The 19,103-nt window shown below is 32.4% G+C and carries 16 protein-coding genes; all 16 read right to left on the bottom strand.

The window, feature by feature from the left end:
* Window position 1 precedes the first annotated feature (1 nt).
* On the bottom strand, window positions 2–1,693 hold the full coding sequence (locus L6651_RS02230; protein ID WP_237036430.1) for a B12-binding domain-containing radical SAM protein: 1,692 nt from the start codon (window positions 1,691–1,693) through the stop codon (window positions 2–4).
* Window positions 1,694–1,701: 8 nt separating this feature from the next.
* Window positions 1,702–4,074: an endonuclease MutS2 gene (locus L6651_RS02235; RefSeq protein ID WP_237036431.1), complete on the bottom strand. Its 2,373-nt coding sequence runs from the start codon at window positions 4,072–4,074 to the stop codon at window positions 1,702–1,704.
* Window positions 4,075–6,372, bottom strand: coding sequence for a U32 family peptidase (locus L6651_RS02240; protein WP_237036432.1), 2,298 nt, complete (start codon window positions 6,370–6,372; stop codon window positions 4,075–4,077).
* Window positions 6,372–6,959, bottom strand: a complete 588-nt coding sequence (locus L6651_RS02245) for a cell division protein ZapA (RefSeq protein WP_237036433.1) — start codon at window positions 6,957–6,959, stop codon at window positions 6,372–6,374. Before L6651_RS02245 ends, L6651_RS02240 begins: the two co-directional genes overlap by 1 nt.
* A 1-nt stretch (window position 6,960) precedes the next feature.
* Complete coding sequence (gene pheT / locus L6651_RS02250) at window positions 6,961–9,336, bottom strand: phenylalanine--tRNA ligase subunit beta (protein WP_237036434.1); 2,376 nt, start codon at window positions 9,334–9,336, stop codon at window positions 6,961–6,963.
* A 9-nt stretch (window positions 9,337–9,345) separates the two neighbouring features.
* Window positions 9,346–10,368 (bottom strand): phenylalanine--tRNA ligase subunit alpha, encoded by a 1,023-nt coding sequence (gene pheS, locus L6651_RS02255; RefSeq protein WP_237036435.1) that lies wholly within the window; start codon window positions 10,366–10,368, stop codon window positions 9,346–9,348.
* A 177-nt stretch (window positions 10,369–10,545) separates the two neighbouring features.
* A complete protein-coding gene (locus L6651_RS02260; protein WP_237036436.1) occupies window positions 10,546–11,319 on the bottom strand; it encodes a TrmH family RNA methyltransferase in 774 nt (257 codons plus the stop codon).
* A complete protein-coding gene (locus tag L6651_RS02265; protein ID WP_237036437.1) occupies window positions 11,312–11,968 on the bottom strand; it encodes a potassium channel family protein in 657 nt (218 codons plus the stop codon). The genes L6651_RS02260 and L6651_RS02265 overlap by 8 nt, the downstream gene beginning before the upstream one ends.
* A gap of 7 nt (window positions 11,969–11,975) precedes the next feature.
* A complete protein-coding gene (locus L6651_RS02270) occupies window positions 11,976–13,340 on the bottom strand; it encodes a TrkH family potassium uptake protein (protein WP_237036438.1) in 1,365 nt (454 codons plus the stop codon).
* A gap of 43 nt (window positions 13,341–13,383) precedes the next feature.
* Complete coding sequence (gene rplT, locus L6651_RS02275; RefSeq protein ID WP_237036439.1) at window positions 13,384–13,734, bottom strand: 50S ribosomal protein L20; 351 nt, start codon at window positions 13,732–13,734, stop codon at window positions 13,384–13,386.
* Window positions 13,735–13,752: 18 nt separating this feature from the next.
* On the bottom strand, window positions 13,753–13,944 hold the full coding sequence (rpmI, locus tag L6651_RS02280) for a 50S ribosomal protein L35 (protein ID WP_055079296.1): 192 nt from the start codon (window positions 13,942–13,944) through the stop codon (window positions 13,753–13,755).
* Between the two features lie 10 nt (window positions 13,945–13,954).
* Window positions 13,955–14,494 carry a translation initiation factor IF-3 gene (gene infC, locus L6651_RS02285; RefSeq protein WP_237036440.1) on the bottom strand — a complete coding sequence of 180 codons (540 nt, stop codon included), beginning with the start codon at window positions 14,492–14,494 and terminating at the stop codon, window positions 13,955–13,957.
* A 147-nt stretch (window positions 14,495–14,641) separates the two neighbouring features.
* Window positions 14,642–16,027, bottom strand: coding sequence for an asparagine--tRNA ligase (gene asnS / locus L6651_RS02290; protein WP_237036441.1), 1,386 nt, complete (start codon window positions 16,025–16,027; stop codon window positions 14,642–14,644).
* 1 nt (window position 16,028) lies between these two features.
* Window positions 16,029–17,342 (bottom strand): replication-associated recombination protein A, encoded by a 1,314-nt coding sequence (locus L6651_RS02295; RefSeq protein WP_237036442.1) that lies wholly within the window; start codon window positions 17,340–17,342, stop codon window positions 16,029–16,031.
* 122 nt (window positions 17,343–17,464) lie between these two features.
* Entirely contained in the window at window positions 17,465–17,914 is a 450-nt protein-coding gene (gene nrdR / locus L6651_RS02300) for a transcriptional regulator NrdR (RefSeq protein ID WP_237036443.1), read from the bottom strand.
* Window positions 17,915–17,917: 3 nt separating this feature from the next.
* Window positions 17,918–18,994, bottom strand: a complete 1,077-nt coding sequence (ftsZ, locus tag L6651_RS02305; protein WP_334301415.1) for a cell division protein FtsZ — start codon at window positions 18,992–18,994, stop codon at window positions 17,918–17,920.
* Between the last annotated feature and the right edge of the window lie 109 nt (window positions 18,995–19,103).

Below are 19,103 nucleotides of genomic sequence, written 5' to 3' on the forward strand. Positions count from 1 at the left end.
GCTACCTCCAACTTTCTGTAATATCATAATATTTTCTGTCTTTAATTCTGTAAATCAAAAGTAATTCTTCTTTTTTGAAATCATCTAAAATCTGATAGTCGTATCTTAAAAAAATATAGTTTTTAATTAGCTTTTTTGCAGGAACATCATGTTCAGATATTTTTTCTAAAACGTATTCGTCCCTTAACAAATCGTGTTCCTTTGCACTTTCAATCTTTTTCGGATTTAAAAACCAAGGAACTTTGCCATTGGTCAACACATAATCATGTATCAAGAGTTCATTTAATAAATCATTCTCTTTAAACTCTCTCTCAATTAAAAACTCTTTTAAAATTTTATATAACGAATCTCTAGAGTGATTTTTAAATAGATAGTCCTTTTCGTCCCAATAATTTCCCAGCTCTAGAAAAAATTCATAGTAGTCGTTGTAATGATTTTCAAAAAGATAATTTATTGTGTTCTTAAAATATCCCTCGTTGTAATACTTATCAAGCATCTGCTCTATCTTTTTAACTTCTTGTAGCTCCATGTAGCTAATCCACTTTGTAGAAATAACTTCAAAAGGCGACTTCTTATCATAAACAATTTCATATTGCTCTGCTTTGTAATAAATTGGCGATCCCTTTAAAACCTTTAAAAATCCCAATTGAAGTTTGTCTGGCCCTATGGATAAGATGTCATTAAAAGACTTTCTCAAACTTTTTAAATCTTCAAAAGGTAGTCCCGCAATTAAATCAAGATGAAGATGTATATTTTGAAACGACATAATCTCCTTACAAACCCTTGTTATGGTTTCAAAATCTCCCACCCTTTTAATCGCCTTGCACGTGTCTTCATTAGTAGACTGAACTCCAACTTCAAATTGAAAAAGATCTTTTCTAGCTTTTCTAAATAGATTTAAATAGTCTTCATCAATAAGTTGAGGGTGTATCTCTAAGTGAAAAGTAGTAAAATTGTTGTCATTATCAATAATGTATTTTAGTATTGTAAGACTTCTCTCTTTGTTAAAATTAAAAGTTCTATCAATAAACTTAACAAGTGGAACATTTTCATCTAAAAATAATTTTATATCCTTTAAACATCTTTCCAGTGGATAAAATCTTACACGCCCCGTAGATGAAGACAGGCAAAATTCACAATTGTATGGGCAACCTCTGGAAGTTTCGTAATAAACTATCTTCTTGTCTTTAATGTAATCTAAAGTGTATTCTATTTTTGAATTTTGAAGATCTACAACTTGGTAAATATCATTGCCAACTACTTCCTCATCAGACAGTGTAACCACACCTGATGGCAATTCCTTTCTCTCACCATGAACATAGTCAAGTAGTTTTAAAAAGGACTCTTCGCCTTCTCCACTCATAATATAATCGACATATGGATGATTCTTTATAATCTCTTTTGAGTTAAAAGAAACTTCTGGACCTCCCATAAAAATAATTAAGTTTGGATTAATTAATTTCAGTTTTTCACAAATCTCTAAAGTCATTTCCACATTCCAAATATATGTTGAAAAGCCAACAATGTCATATGCTCCTCTTATTATTTGAAATATTATCTCGTCACTATTTTGATTTATAGTAAAGTCAATAGTATCGCATTTGTACTTTGGATACACCGTGTCTTTCAAGTATCTTATTGCTATATTGCTGTGAATATACTTTGTATTTAATGATGTTAAAAGTATTTTCATTTAACCACCTATTTCAATTGTGCTACAGTCACACCTAGTCCGCCCTCGTTGAACTCACCATCTCTGAACTTTTTAATAAATTTATGCTTTCTAAGATAGTCCTGTACTCCTTGCCTTAGTACTCCAGTACCCTTTCCATGTATAATTGAGACCTCTTTTAGCCCCACTATATATGCGTCATCTAAAAATTTATCGATTTCGAAGATTGCCTCTTCTATATTCTTGCCTCTTAAGTCCAATTCACTTTTAATATTGGATCCTGATTTTGATTTTATAATGCTTTTGATATTATAATTTGATTTTTTCTCTTCTTCTGATTCCACTAATTTTAAGTTTTTAATATTAGCAGATATCTTCATTATACCAACTTGAACCTGTAAGTCACCTTTTCTATCTGGCTGTGTAACAACTTCACCAACTCCGCCAATACCTAGAATCTCTACTGTGTCTCCAAGTTTAATTTCCTTTTTATTTTTCTTTCTATTTTCCTTTAAGATAGATTTATCTTCAGTTTGCTTCTTTAAATGAGTGTTGAATTTATTTTCAATTTCAACTGCTTTTGAAGCAATATTATCCTTATTTGACTTTGAAAGAAATTTTAATTCCTTCAATAGACTGGCAGATTCTTTCTTTGCCTCATTTATAATTTCATAGGCCTCATTTTGAGCGTCCTCTATGATTTTTTCTCTATCATTTTTAGATTTTTCAATTTCGAAGTTAAGTCTTTCTTTTAAACTTTCAACTTCTTCTTCAAATCTCTTTTGTCTTTGTCTACTCTCTTCTATTTCTTTTCTATCTGAGTCAATCTTATTTAAAATATCTTCAAAGGAAAGCTCTTCCTGTGGAATTATTTTCTTTGATTCATTAATTATATCTTCAGAAAGACCAAGTCTTCTGGAAATTTCAAAGGCATTGGACTTTCCTGGAATACCTATTGTAAGTCTATAGGTTGGACTTAAAGTCTTTACATCAAATTCCACACTTCCATTTTTTACTCCCGGCGTATTTAATGCAAATAATTTTAATTGTGAATAATGTGTTGTTGCCACAGTTCTAATGTTTTTATCAAGAAGTTTTTTAAGAATTGATATTGCAAGGGCAGCTCCTTCAGTAGGATCTGTTCCTGCACCAAGCTCATCAAATAGAACAAGTGATTTTTCATCTACTTTAGAAAGTATGTCTACAATATTTGTCATATGTGATGAAAATGTACTCAGTGATTGTTCAATACTTTGCTCATCACCAATGTCACTAAATACTTCTTCAAAAATCGCAACGGTTGTATCCTCTTTGCAAGGTATTAATAATCCTGATTGGGTCATTACAGTCATAAGACCTAATGTCTTTAAGGTTACCGTCTTACCTCCTGTGTTAGGTCCTGTTATTACAAGGGTGTTGTAGTCTTCTCCAAGATAAATATTAATTGGAACAACCTTTTTCTTGTCAATAAGAGGATGCCTTGCACTTTTCAAGTCAATAATGCCATCTAGGTTAACATCTGGCTTAATTCCGTTCATTTCAATACCAAGGGACCCCTTTGCAAACACAAAGTCCAAATGAGCCATATTCTTTTGATTGAAAATAAAATCATCATATATGTTTAAAAGAAGATTTGAAAGTTCTTTAAGAATTCTCTTTATCTCTTCCTGCTCTTTAAGCTCTAAAGTCTTAATGTCATTATTGATTTCAACCACAGATATAGGTTCTATAAATACAGTTTGTCCCGATCCCGACTGGTCATGTACAATTCCTTGAACAGAAGATTTGTTTTCAGATTTAACAGGAATTACATATCGGCCATCTCTCATGGTCACATATGAATCTTGTAATAGCTTTTGAGAGCTCTGTGCCTTTAAAATTTGAGATAATTTTGTTCTAATGGACTCTGTTTTAGACTGAATTTCTCTTCTAATGCGTTTTAAAGTAGAGCTTGCATTGTCACTTATCTCCGTTTCAGAAATGATTGCAGAGCTTATTTCTCTTTCAATATTTGGATATGGCTTAAGAAGTGAAATCAAATTTCCAATCCTTGGATACTTTTCCATGTTCTCTTCACTGTCATTAAAGTATTTTTTAGTTTCTTGCACTGACCTAAGTAACATGGCAGCATCCAGTAAATCTCTATTATCTAAAGTTCCACCCTTTTCCACATGCTTAAGCATAAGTCTGAAGTCCTTTACTTCATAAATAGGTGCTCTACCATGGGCATATAATAAAGAAAGGGCTTCTTCACTTTCAGAAAGATTGTTTTGTATTGAGTCCATGTCTGTTTCAGGTAAAAGTTCTTCACATAATTTTTTACCCAATGCAGAGCTTGCATGACTAATTAGTTTTTCCTTTATAATATTAAACTCTAATATTTTTAAAGCCTTATTATTCATCTATTCAATCCCCTTTTCAAAGTGTCCAAAAGTGTAATTTTTTAAATCAAATTTATGTTTTGAATTGTTGTTGCCATTAATCTTTTCAAAATATATCTTAGGTAAATCTAGCTTCTCCCCATCGTCTATGACTCTGATATTTCCACCATTTCTAAACTGAATATCAGTTAAGAAATTATACCCTAAAAGTTTTTTACTATGATATACTTCACTATAACCATTTATTCTTTTAACTGGAAATATCTCTCCGTTTTTACCTTTCATAAATCCAAAGTTAAAATTGCAAGTATCGCATCCACTGCTATCTTTGCATCCCTTTATAACGGAAAATGGACAGTGGACCATAATCATTGAAATAAGTGGACCATGCACTATTATTTCTGCATCATCTTCTGTATATTTTAAAATTTCGTTCAATTCTTTTAAATTTAATTCAGTTGATAAAGTAATCCTTTTTATTCCTAATCGTTTTAAAAACAAGTAGGAATAAACATTTAAAACATTTAGTCCATAGTCCCCTATAATCTCTTTGTTTTTAAATTCTTCTTCTATGAACTGAATATCTCCTAAGTTATTTACTAAAAATCCCTTAAAGTCTTTTTCGTTTAATTTTGAATTGAGTGTCTCGAAATCACTTTCAAACTGAATTCTAGGCATTTTATAAAACTTTTCACTGGATAATCCATCAATATTTTCAGTATAAATATCGCCGTATTCATTGTCTGTTCCAGTTGAAAAAATATTTTCTTCAAGGTTCACACTAATATCCTTGTGTTTAAAGTCTGAAACCTTTAGCTGTTTTAAAGAAACATAATCTAATGGAACTCTTTTATTGAAGTTAGAAATTTCTTCATCAAGTTTCCCTACAATTTCACGGCGCATCTCATTTAGTGTTCTAACGGGAATAAAGATGTCATCGTCAATTAAAACTTCGATATTTTCCAATACATAGTCCGTATTTCCGAGTTTTTCTAAAGAACGCACTACATCTTCCTTACAAGCAGGTTTAGTATTGGCTCTTTCAATTGTATTTTCAGATAAAACTTCAAGGGATATATCTTTATATGTTAAAAATAACTTTGCAGGTTCCGATACTTTTCCCACAAATTTAAAATCTATTTTATTATTTAGTTCTAAATTTCTAGAATTGATTTCGTCTATTAGTTTAGATGAACTGGATCTTACAACTTTTGACGACATCTTTAAGTCATAGAAATATTTTTCACAAACTCTTTCGCCCTTTTTAAAATCTCTTTTAAGTGTGTAAGGAATATTTTTATTTTTTTCCGTTTCTAAAATTAATATATCATCTTTATTGCATGGAAGTTTAAACAAGATAGATTTTTTTCCTCTATCTTCAATAATCTCTCCAACTTCTAGTCCCTTTTTTCCGGCTTGTCTGTTAAGCTCCGTATAACTTTTTCCAAAGTCATTAAATATTAGTCCATCAGTATAGCCCCTTAGAGAAACTTCCTTTAATCTATTTTTGTCAAAAGAATTTTTTTCAATTTTATCTTTGTAAGACTTAACCACATTGTAAACATATTCAGGTTTTTTCATCCTACCTTCAATTTTAAAGGAGTTTACACCTGCATCAAACAGTGTTTCCACATTTTCAATGGTGCATAAATCTTTAGGACTAATGAATGAGTCAAAGTCTTTACTTATGTCTTCTTTATTTCTATTTAAAAGCTTATAGTCAAGACGACATGGCTGTGCACATCTTCCCCTATTTCCACTTCTATTTCCAATATATGAACTCATTAAACATTGTCCAGAGCAACCAACACAAAGGGATCCATGAACAAAGACTTCAACTTCAATATCTAAGTTTTTACAAATCTTTTTTATTTCATCTATGGGAGTTTCCCTTGCCAGTACAACCCTTTTAAATCCAAGACTTTGAAGAAGTTTTGCTCCATAGTAGTTATTTATATTCATCTGTGTAGACCCATGTATTGGAAGATTTGGAAGATGTTTTCTTATAAGATGGAGTAATCCCAAGTCTTGTATGATTACTCCATCCACATCCATATTATATAAATCTGTTACAAAGTTTAATGCTCCTTGTATCTCGTTGTCATGAAATAGAGTGTTTACAGTCACATATACTTTAACACCTCTTTTGTGACAAAATTTTATAACTTTTTTTAACTCTTCATTATCAAAATTAGTTGCATAGGCTCTTGCTGAATATAAGAGCCCTCCAAGATATACTCCAGTAGCTCCCGCTTTTATTGCAGCTTCAAGCATCTCCATATTTCCAACAGGAGCAAGTACTTCCGGATTATATTTCATTAATTACCATCCTTAATGTCTTCAAGTTCTGAAATAATATTGTCAATCTTGCTATTTATTTGCATATAAGCTCTGTTTAAGCTGATATTTTCTTTGTTTAACTTATCGTTTTGACTTTCCAATCCTTGTTTTTCTCTCTTTAACACTTCTAAATCTCTTCTCAAGTTTTCTGACTTAGTTTCGAAGTCAAGCTTCATATCTTTTATTTTGAATTCCAAGTCATTTTTTAATTTCTTTTCTTCATTATAGAGCTTTAAAACTTCGTCATACTTTTCGTTCATTTCTATAAATTTTTCATTGTCAGCCTTTGCAGATGATTTATAATTTTCATTTTCAAATTTTAAACTGATTAAATCACTTTCCTGTTTCTCTACAAGATTTTTATTTTTATTAACCGCCTCTGCAAAATACAGAAGTGCCAAAGTATAAACCATATCATTAGAAAGGGATGAATGATCCTTTCTAATGTTTTTGATTTGTTCATTAATAATATCTTCCAAGGCCTTTATATCCTCTGGAGATTTATCAGAAAGAAGATTGTAGGATCTTCCCATAATGGTTACGCTATATTTTTCCTTTTCCGCCATCTTAACTCCTTAATTGTGCGTTAAACTTATCCTCCAACTTAGAAAGTATATTTTTCATTATCTCACTTATCTCTTCTTCTCTTAAAGTTCTATCCTTTGATTGGAATTTAAGTTTATATGCAGAACTCTTCTTGTCCTTTTCTATATTTCCGCCCATGTACACATCAAATAGTTCCACTGATTTTAAAAGCTCTGATCCATTTTCAATCATAAACTTTTCTAATACATCAGTTTCTAAATCTCTATCAATTACAATAGCAATATCTCTTTCAACAGTTGGATACTTACTTATTTCTTCCATTAAAATATCTTTCACAATGTATGGCATAATCTTGATTAAATCAAGTTCACCAATGTAAACTCTAGATGTAATATCGTAGTTTTTAGCAAGTCCAAAGGAAATCTCTCCAATTTCACCTATTTTTACATCGTCGATATAGATTTTAGCCGCCCTTCCTGGATGATATGTGGCATTATCAGTTAATGCTACATAACTTGTATTTTTAATTCCTAGCTCTTTAAGAAGTGTTTCTACTACTTCTTTAAGTGAGTAGAAATCCACATCTCCATACATACCGAATCCAATTTTCTTAGTTTCTCCATATTCGCCTTTAGAGTCCTTTAGGAAGGTATTTGCAAGTTCATATACTTTCATACTAGGTATTTTGTTCTTAGAATTCTTTTCTAAAACATCTAGAATGTTAGTAAGTGTAGTAGTTCTCATAACAGAGAAGTCTTCTCCTAGAGGGTTAATAAGTTCAATTGATTCCTCTGGATTATATTCGATAGATGCTTTTGCATAGGACTTCTTACTTATGAATGAATATGTCATAATTTCAAAAAGACCACATCCATATAGTATATGTTTTATTCTGTCTTCAACCTGTCTACGTTCACTCTTTCTACCACTTAATAAATCTCCTCTTAATGGCATTGGAGTTATATTGTGAAAACCATATAGCCTTCCAACTTCTTCTGCAATATCTTCAACGATTGAGATGTCTGTTCTAAAGAAAGGAACCTTTACATTAACATCTTCTCCATTTGAATTTACTACAAATTCTAAATCTTCAAGGTAACTTATTATTTCGTCTTTTGAAAGAGAAGTTCCTAAAAGTTCATTGATTTTATTGTAATTAAAGTTTACTTCTACTTTTTTACTTTCTTTTTCTCCAATGTCAAACTGTCCTGCTACAACTGTTCCTGAGTTTGTTATTTCGATTAAATTGCAAACTCTATTTATTGCAATTTCTGCAAATTCTACAGGAACTCCCTTTTCATATCTTGCTGAAGCCTCTGTTCTTAAGTTTAGTCTCTTAGATGTATCTCTAACAGAATCTGGAGAAAAACTTGCAGATTCAATAAATATTGTCTTAGTGTTGTCTTTAACATCTGAATCAAGACCACCCATTACACCTGCAATGGCAGCTGGTTCGTCCTTGTCATAGATTACTAAATCATCTGATGTCAAAGTTCTCTCTTCATTGTCCAAAGTTGTAAATTTAATTTCTCCACTTGGTTTCTTAATATGAATTTCCTTAGATTTTATTGTATCTAAGTCAAAGGCATGAATTGGTTGACCAAGTTCAAGTAAAACGAAGTTTGTAATATCGACTATATTGTTAATAGGTCTCATTCCTGACTGCATAAGTCTATTTTTTAGCCATTGTGGAGATTCTTTTATAACAACATCCTTCACAACTTTACCCATATATCTGTAGCAATCTTCAGATTCAATTACAACATCTTTAAAATAATTTTTAATGTCGTCTTCTTCATTTTTAATTTCAAACTCAGGTACTTCAATTTTATCTTTAAATGTAGCAGCAACTTCCCTTGACATTCCTACTATTGAAAGACAGTCCGGTCTATTTGGAGTGATTTCAAACTCAATTATAGGCATGGTCAATTCTAAAACCTCTGTAATTGGAGTTCCAGGATTTCCTTCCTCTAATATTATTATTCCATCTTGGGAATTTTTTGGTACTAAAGATTTTGAATATCCAAGTTCTTCGTATGAACATAACATTCCTGGTGACTCTATTCCCACAAGCTTAATCGGCTTTATTTCAAGTCCATTTGGAAGCTTTGCTCCCACTTGTGCAAAAGCAACAAAGTCTCCTTCTTTCATGTTCTTAGCCCCGGTAATTACATCTATCTCTCCACTGCCATAGTCCAATGTAACAATGGAAAGCTTGTCTGCATCAGGATGCTTTTCTATTTTTAAAATCTTTGAAACTATTATTTTTTCAAGTCCCACACTTAAATCTATAACCGATTCAACATGTGAACCTGTAAGTGTAACTTTGTCAGCAATCTCCTTGCTGCTTATATCTATATTAAGATAATCTTTCATCCAAGTTAATGGTAATAACATATATGCCTCCTAAAATTGTTGTAAAAATCTCTTGTCGTTATCATAAAGTAATCTAATATTCTTTATGCCATGTTTAATCATGGTAATTCTGTCTATCCCCATACCAAATGCAAAGCCTGAATAAATTTCTGGGTCTATTCCACAATTTCTAAGTACATTAGGATGAACCATTCCACAACCTAAAAGTTCCATACTCCAACCTGTAAAGTTACATGCTTCACAGCCTTTGCCATGGCAGTTGAAACATGAAACATCTACCTCTGCTGATGGCTCTGTAAATGGGAAGTGATGTGGTCTAAATCTAGTTTCCATATCCTCACCAAAGAATTCTTTTATAAACACATTTAATGTGTCAATAAGATTTGCCATAGTAACTCCCTTATCTACAACAAGGCCTTCTATTTGGTGAAACATCGGTGAGTGAGTGTCGTCAACTTCATCATATCTAAAAGTTCTTCCAGCAGAAACCATTCTTATTGGAGGCTCTTGCTCCAGCATGGTTCTGATTTGAACAGGTGATGTATGTGTTCTAAGTAATGTATTTTCATCAATGTAAAATGTATCTGAAGTTGATCTTGAAGGGTGATTCATTGGCGAATTTAACTTATTAAAGTTATTTTCAACAGTTTCTATTTCCGGTCCTTCAATAATAGAAAATCCCATTCTTTGGAATAGATTTTCAAGCTCTTCCATGGTTTCATTAAGTGGATGTCTATGTCCAATTTCAAAACTATTTATATTTCTTGTTATATCAATCTTTTCAGTCTTTATCTTTATTTCGTTTAGTTTTTCTTGTAACTCTTCTTTCTTAACTGCAAGTGCATTTTCAATTTCTGCCCTAACTTCATTTGCATATTGACCTATTATTGGTCTTTCTTCCTTTGAAAGTTTACCCATCTCACGTAAAATCAAGGTTAAATCACCTTTTTTACCAAGAACCTTTACTCTTATTTGTTCTAAGTCTTCCAACTTATCTATGCTCTTTATATTTGAAAGGGCATTTTCTTTGATTAAATTAATTTTATCTTTCATAGTTCCTCCCTTATATTAAAAAAATCTCTCATCCCAAACGGGACGAAAGATTCGCTATACCACCCAAAAGTAATTCTATTAACGCTAGAAACGCTTGGCATTACCCAAGAACTCCAGAGCGAAAAAAGTAAAACCAATTACTATGTTCCACCAAACCATAGTTCTCTGAAAAATTCGTTAAACTTCCTTCTCCTTCTTAGAATATATTAAGTTAAAATAAAACATCGATATGCTTGAAGCTATGGCCGCATTTAAAGAGTCTATATTTTCACTAATAGGTATTATTACCTTTTTATGGGCCAGGTCTGATACTTCTTTTCTAACACCATGTGATTCATTACCAATTATTATAGCATGCTTTGGAATTTTTGTCATAGATGTTATGTCTATGCTGTCTTCATCCAACGCCGTTGCAAGTATTGTATGGGTATGTCTTAAATCCTTTATAGTCTTTATATCTATTTGGTTAATTGAAACCCTAAAAATAGAACCCATGGTAGCTCTTAGAACCTTGCTATTGTATATATCAACGCAATTTCCTAAAAGAAGAATATTTTTATAGTTAAATGCTTCTGCAGTTCTAATGATTGTTCCCATATTTCCTGGATCTCTAATTTCATCTAAGATTAGTAGATTTTCATCAAAATCAATTTCACTTTCAATCTCTTTACAAATTAGAATAGCTCCTTCTGGATTTTTCAAATCTGACAATTGTGAAAATAGTGAGTCTTTTACTCTTACAACCTTTTTTTGTAATTTTTCATCTAAGTCTAAGTTTGCATTTTCATCTAAGATTATATTTTCAATTTCTACTTGTGACTGGATAGCTTCCTGGGCCATTTTAAATCCTTCTACTAAAAATAGTTTATCTTTATTTCTATTTTTCAAAAGCTTAAGACTTTTAACTTTTTTCACTATTGCATTGTTGCCGCTTGTTATTATATTACTCATTCGAAATTTTCACCAAGGCCTCAACATTATCAGTAGGTCCAAGCACAAGTAGTACATCTTTTTTATCAATAACTTCTTGAGGACTTGGATTAATTATATCTTCATCGTCTCTTCTAATTGCTATAATTGTTAGGTTGTCATCCTGTCTAATACCAAGGTCAATAATCTTTTGATTAATCCAAGGTTTAGGGGCTCTAACTTCCATCATGCTAAACTCTTTAGAAACTTCTATAAAGTCTAGTATGGCATCTTTAACCATGCTATGGGCAAGTCGAAGTCCCGATTCTTTTTCTGGAATTATAACTTTGTCGGCTCCAATTTTATACATGATCTTTGCTTGGAAACTATCCCTCGCCTTTACAACAACCGTTGGAACTCCAAGTTCCTTTGCTATTGTTGTAACTAATACGGAAGCTTCAAAGTGAGAACTCATTCCTACCACTACAACATCGAAGTTTTGAATTCCTAACTCTTCAAGCACACCCTCCACAGTTACATTGGCAGTTACCGCGTGGGTAACACTGCTACTTATTTCGTTAATTACATTTTCGTCTATATCTATAGCCAGTACTTCTTGCTCTAGCTCTGATAGTTTTATGGCAAGTGCCTTACCAAACCTACCACAACCTATTACTGCAAATTGTTTCATATTTCACCTATCCTAAAATAATAGTTCCATAAGCTTCTTTGTAAAGCTTTTGTTTTCTCTTCTTTGTAGCAAATATTATGGTCAAAATTCCAACCCTTCCAAAAAACATAGTTATGATTATAAGGATTTTAGAAAGCGGAGACAGTATAGCAGTTATACCTCTACTTATTCCTACTGTACCCAAGGCTGAAATCACTTCATATAGTACATCTGAAGTTTTAAAGGGCTCCATAAATACAATAATATTTCCAACTACAAGTATCCACAACATATATATTATAAATGCAGCGATGGCTTTTTTTACCTGCGTAAATTTAATCGTCTTGTTGTACATTATTATATCATCATCACCGCGAATTTCAGACACTAAAACCATTATTATTAGTGCTACCGTAGTAATTTTAACTCCACCACCAGTACTTGCAGGAGCCGCTCCTATTATCATTGCAACCATGGACATAATGGTAGAGCTATTATGCAAGCCTGTTTGACTCATGGCTGAAAATCCAGCAGTTCTTAAGGTAACAGATTGGAAAAATGAATTTAATAGCTTGTATCTTACAGGTAATCGTCCTATGGTTAGTTCGTTATTAAATTCAAAAACAAAAAATATAATCGTAAACGAAGCTAATAATATTGCAGTTGTAGTTAAAACAACCTTTGAGTGTAATGAATATCTTTTGAAATTCAATCTATATTTTGTAATATCCATATACACATTAAATCCAATTCCACCTATTATAACTAAAAGCGCTATTGGAAAAATAATCATAAAATTTGTATTAACTCCAAGTAAACTCTCTTCTCCAATTAAATCAAAACCCGCATTGCAAAAGGAAGATATGGAGTGGAATATAGAAAACCAGATTCCCTTAAAGAAACCATATACAGGGACAAAACTAAATGCCAATATGAATGCTCCAACGGACTCGATTACAAGTGTGGATGTAAGGACATACCTTATAAGCTTTACAAGTCCACTATATCCCTTGGCGCCAACTTGCTCTCTAATAATCAGTCTTGTTGATAATGTAATCCTCTTTCCAAGTAACATTGCAACTAAAGTTGATAGTGTCATTACTCCAAGTCCACCAATCTGAATTAGAATTATAATAATTAGCTGTCCAAAAAAATTCCAATGGGTTGCTGTTACAACTGGACTAAGTCCCGTAACACATACTGCAGATGTGGACACAAATAGACTATCTAAGTATAATGTGGATTTTCCATTTGCAGAAGAAATCGGCAATGAAAGCAGTATGGAACCTATTAAAATAATTATTAAAAATCCAATCATAAGATAGAGTGGCGGATTGTTTTCTATTTTTTTAATTAATTTAGTGAATTTATCAAGTTTTTTTGAAAAATGCATTTATTTTACCTCTAAACGCAAAAAAACCCCAATAGTTTGGGATTTAAGCGTTTTTTGCTATCTCTACAAGTTTTTCAAAAGCTTGAGGATCTTTAATTGCAAGATCAGATAACATCTTTCTGTTCATGTCAATTCCATTTTGCTTTAAACCATGCATAAACTTGCTGTAGCTAAGTCCATGTTGTCTAGTTGCAGCATTGATTCTTGCAATCCACATTTGTCTGAAATCTCTTTTTCTTCTCTTTCTACCAATGAAAGAATAAGCCATTGACTTCATTACAGCTTGATTAGCTGTTCTATATAAAGTGGATTTAGAACCGTAATATCCTTTTGCAGATTTTAATACTTTTTTATGTCTTTTGTGGGTATTTGTACCCCTTTTAACTCTAGCCATTCTGTATTACCTCCTAACCTACGGAATCATATGATCAATTCTTTTTTGATCACCCTTGCTAACTAAAGCAGATTTTCTTAAGTTTCTAATTCTCTTTTGAGATTTCTTTCCTGTTATGTGGCTCTTATAAGCTTTATATCTTTTTAATTTTCCAGAGGCAGTTCTTTTAAATCTCTTTGCAGAACCTCTGTGAGTTTTCATCTTTGGCATAATTTACCTCCTAATTATTTTCTGTATTTGGAGCAAGGAACATTACCATGCTACGGCCTTCCATAGTAGGTTTTTTATCAATAATTCCATTTTCAGATGTTAATTCAGCAAAATCATTTAATACATCATTACCTATGGAAGTATGTCCAAGTTCTCTTCCTCTAAATCTTACTGTAACTTTTACTCTATCACCCTTCTTAAGGAAATTATTAGCTTGATTTGCTTTAACTTCTAAATCATGTGTGTCAATATTAGGTGATAGTCTAAGTTCTTTTACATTAATAACTTTTTGTTTTTTCTTTGCTTCTTTTTCTCTTTTGATGGCTTCGTATCTATACTTGCCATAATCAATAACCTTACAAACCGGTGGTTTTGCATTAGGAGCAATGTTTACTAAGTCCAAGTCTGCTTCCCTTGCTGCATCAAGCGCTTCATTAATAGATACAATACCTATTTGTTCACCATCTGCACCAATAAGTCTTACTTCTTTTGCTCTAATACCCTCGTTAATTTGTAATTCCTTAATGATTACACCTCCATAAAATTTCATTAAAAAAAGGCAGATAGAAATATCCGCCTATAAATAACTTAAATTATTACCTTATGCACCCGATTGTGATAAGGTGAGAGCGGATAACTCTACTTTCAACTAACATAAAACATTATATAGTCTAAATTTTATTTTGTCAAATGTTTTTTAAAATTCGCAATGTCCAACTGTTCTTGGGAATGGAAGCACGTCTCTAATGTTGGTCATACCAGTTAAATACATTACCATTCTTTCAAAACCAATTCCAAATCCACCATGGTGAACAGTACCATATCTTCTTAGGTCCATGTACCATTCATAATCTTCTGGGTTAAGTCCCCCGTCAATTATCTTTTGTTTTAGAATTTCTGGTCTGTATTCCCTTTCACTTCCACCAATTAACTCTCCAATTCCTGGAACTAGTAAGTCCATTGCCGCTACGGTCTTACCGTCTTCGTTGAGCTTCATGTAGAAGGCCTTAATGTCCTTTGGATAGTCTGTTATAAACACAGGTCCATCAACAATTTGTTCTGAAAGATATCTTTCATGTTCAGTTTGTAAATCCATTCCCCATTCTACAGGATATTGGAACTCAACCTTTGCATCTTTTAGTATGTCTATAGCTTCTGTGTAGGTCAATGTTTTAAAATCGCTGTTAACAACTTTTTCAAGTCTTTCTATTAATCCCTTTTGAACGAACTTGTCAAAGAATTCCATTTCTTGTGGGCAGCTTTCTAAAACATATTTAATAATGTACTTTATTACATCTTCTGCTAGTTCACAAACATCCTTTAGTTCTGCAAATGCAATTTCCGGTTCAATCATCCAGAATTCTGCCGCATGTCTTGGTGTGTTTGAGTTTTCTGCTCTAAATGTAGGTCCAAATGTATATACATTTCTATGGGACATTATAAAAGATTCTACTTGAAGTTGACCACTTACCGTTAGATTTGTTCTCTTACCAAAGAAATCTTCTTTAAAATCTATCTCGCCATTTTCAGTCTTAGGCAAATTATCTAAGTCCAATGTGGAAACTTCGAACATCTCTCCCGCACCTTCAGCGTCGGATCCAGTAATTATTGGTGTGTGAACATATACAAAACCTCTTTCGTTGAAGAACTTATGGATTGCATAGCTAAGTTCTGAACGAACTTTAAATACTGCATTAAAAGTATTTGTTCTAGGTCTTAAATGTAGTATGGTCCTTAAAAATTCAAAAGTATGTCTCTTCTTTTGAAGTGGATAGTCATCGTCAGATGCTCCTTCAACATATATATTACTTGCTTGAACTTCATAGGCCTGTTTAGCTTGTGGACTTTTAACTAGTTTCCCCTTTACAATAATAGCTGAGCTTAGTCCAAGCTTGCTAATTTCTTCAAAGTTTTTAACATCTTTATCCACAACTACCTGTACAGGTTTAAACTGAGTTCCGTCGTTTAATTCAATAAATCCCAAGTTCTTTTGAAATCTTGAATTTTTAATCCAACCTGCAATCTCTACTTCTTGGTCTATGAATTTTTCATAATCTTTTTCAATATCTCTAAGTAAAATCAATTTATTCCTCCCTTAAACTTTTAAGTAATTCATATATCTTTTTTTCATAACCTATTTCTTTAGGATTATAATACTTTTTTTCTTCAAAATTTTCTGGCATATATCTTTGCTTTACATATCCACCCTTATAATCATGGGGATATTTATATCCTATTCCATGGCCCAAGTCCTTTGCACCACTATAGTGAGCATCCCTTAAGTAGCCAGGAATTTCTAGATTTGGATTTTGTTTAACATCTTCTATGGCTTCCATTATGGCCACGTACGAACTGTTACTCTTAGGTGCAGTTGAAAGATAAGTAACCCCTTGAGAAAGATTTAGTTTACACTCTGGAAGTCCAATTACTTCCACCGCTCTAAACACATCATTTGCAACGGTTAACGCCTTTGGGTCCGCGTTTCCTATATCTTCCGACGCAAATATTATCATACGTCTTGCTATAAACTTTGGATCTTCACCAGACTGTAACATCTTTGCCAGATAAATTAAAGCTGCATCAGGATTTGAACCCCTCATGGATTTTATAAATGCAGATATGGTGTCATAGTGAATATCGCCATCTCTATCATAACCTAAATGATTTAAAAAGAAACTGTCCTTTATAATATCTTTGGTGATTTTTATCTTTCCATCAACTTCCTCTGTGGAAAGCACTGCAACCTCCAAACTATTTAAAGCATTTCTTACGTCACCATTTGAAAGCTTTGCGATAAAATCAAGTTCTTCTTCACCAATTTCAATATTGTACATAGAAAGTCCATCTTTGTGCTCAAGGGCCCTCTTTAAAGCTTTTTTTATATCTCCTGGTGAAAGATGTTTAAGCTCCACTATTTTTGTTCTTGATAATAAAGCTCTATTTACTTCAAAAAAAGGATTTTCTGTTGTTGCACCTATTAAAGTTATAAGTCCCGACTCCACGTGTGGAAGAAGAGCGTCCTGTTGAGACTTGTTAAATCTATGAATCTCATCTACAAACAAAATCGTCTTCTTGTTAAAGAAATTTTGATTGTCTTCTGCGTTTTTTACAACTTCTTTTATGTCTTTAACTCCCGATGTTACTGCCGAAAGCTTTTCAAAAACTCTATTGGTAGATTTTGATATAACATAGGCCAAGGTGGTCTTTCCCGTTCCCGGTGGACCATATAGTATTAAAGATCCTATTCTATCTGTTTTTATTAACCTAATTAAAGGGCTGTTTGGATAAATGACATGCTCTTGACCATAAAAATCTTCTATGTTTTCAGGTCTAACCCTTTCAGCCAAGGGTGCAGAATTTTTCATTTTTCTTTCTAAATCATATTCAAATAAGTCCATATTTCCCCCTAGTTTATTTATATTATCACAAAAACAGTTCTATTAACATAGAAAAGGAATTTTAATTTTTATCAAATCAAAAATATTTTTCTACATAAAACAAAAAGCCCCATTAAATGAGGCTAATCTTTAACTTCTTCCAACTCTTCGTAAAAGGATTCAACTCGTTGAAACTCTTTATACACTGAGGCAAATCTTATATAGGCAACTTTATCTATGTTTTTTAGTTTTTCCATAATCAATTCGCCAATCTCAGAAGATGGAATTTCTTTTTTATTCAAATGATTTAATTCTAGCTCTATTTCCTTAGTTGCGTTTTCCAACACCTCTAAAGGAACTTTTCTCTTATAGCAGGATTTAATCATTCCATTTAAAATTTTATTTCTATCAAAAGATTCTCTCTCTTGATTCTTTTTTATCACGATTAGTGAGTTGATTTCATATTTTTCATATGTGGTAAATCTTCTCTTACAATCATTGCATTCCCTCCTTCTTCTTATGGAGGTTTCGCTATCAACCTGTCTCGAATCTACAACCCTAGTGTTTGTAGAGTTGCAAAAAGGACATCTCATTGTTTAAAATCCTCTTTTCTTTAAGAATGAAGGTATTTCTATGTCATCAAGATCACTTGATTCTTTAGATTCGCCATCTTCTTCTTTTTCTTCATTTATACTATTTGTAAAATTATCTTTGTTAAAACCAGTGGCAATTACAGTTATCTTTATATCATCTTTTAGCGTTTCATCAATTCCTGCACCAAATATGATATTTGCATCCGGATCGACCGCTTCTCTTATTAATTCAGAAGCTTCGTTAACTTCGAATATTCCTAAATCTGAACCAGTAACGTTTATAAGAACAGCCTTTGCTCCATCAATTGAAGTTTCAAGAAGTGGACTCTTAACTGCAAGTCTTGCAGCTTCAACCGCTCTGTTTTCACCTGTAGCAACTCCAATACCCATGTGAGCAATACCTTGGTCATGCATAATTGCTTTAACGTCGGCAAAGTCAAGGTTAATTAGATTAGGTACGGCGATTAAGTCTGAAATACCCTTAATACCATTTAGCAATACTTCATCTGCCATGGCAAATGCTTCTTTCATTGTAGTTCTCTTTTCAGCAATTTGAAGCAATCTATCATTAGGTATAGTAACAAGTGTATCAACTTTGTCTTTTAAGGCTTCAATACCTTGTTCTGCTTGAAGTTGTCTTTTTCTTCCTTCGAAAGCAAATGGTTTTGTAACTACACCTACAGTAAGTATTCCTAGTTCCTTTGCTATTTCTGCAACAACTGGAGCGGCACCTGTACCAGTACCTCCACCCATACCTGCAGTAATAAATACCATGTCAGCGCCTTGAAGCATTTCAACAATTTCGTTTCTACTTTCTTCTGCAGCTTTTTGTCCAATGGATGGATTAGCTCCTGCTCCAAGTCCCTTTGTAAGTTTTTCACCAATTTGTAATTTGTTTTCAATGTCACTTGCAAGTAGAATTTGTTTGTCAGTGTTCATTGCAATTAGTTCAACACCTGTTAAACCTGTTTCTAACATTCTCATTAAAGCGTTGTTACCGCCTCCACCAACACCTACTACTTTTATATTCGCCATTGAATTATCGTTTGCGATTTCCATTTCAAAACTCATTATGTTCATCCTCCCAAATATATTGTTTCATCTCTTAAGTATTATTATATATTTAGAAAAATCAAAAGTCAAAATCAGAACCTGTATTTCTACAGCTTTCAAGGCATTGGGTATTTCT

Origin of the sequence: Mediannikoviicoccus vaginalis (assembly GCF_928097925.1) — a bacterium.
Taxonomy (GTDB): domain Bacteria; phylum Bacillota; class Clostridia; order Tissierellales; family Peptoniphilaceae; genus Mediannikoviicoccus; species Mediannikoviicoccus vaginalis.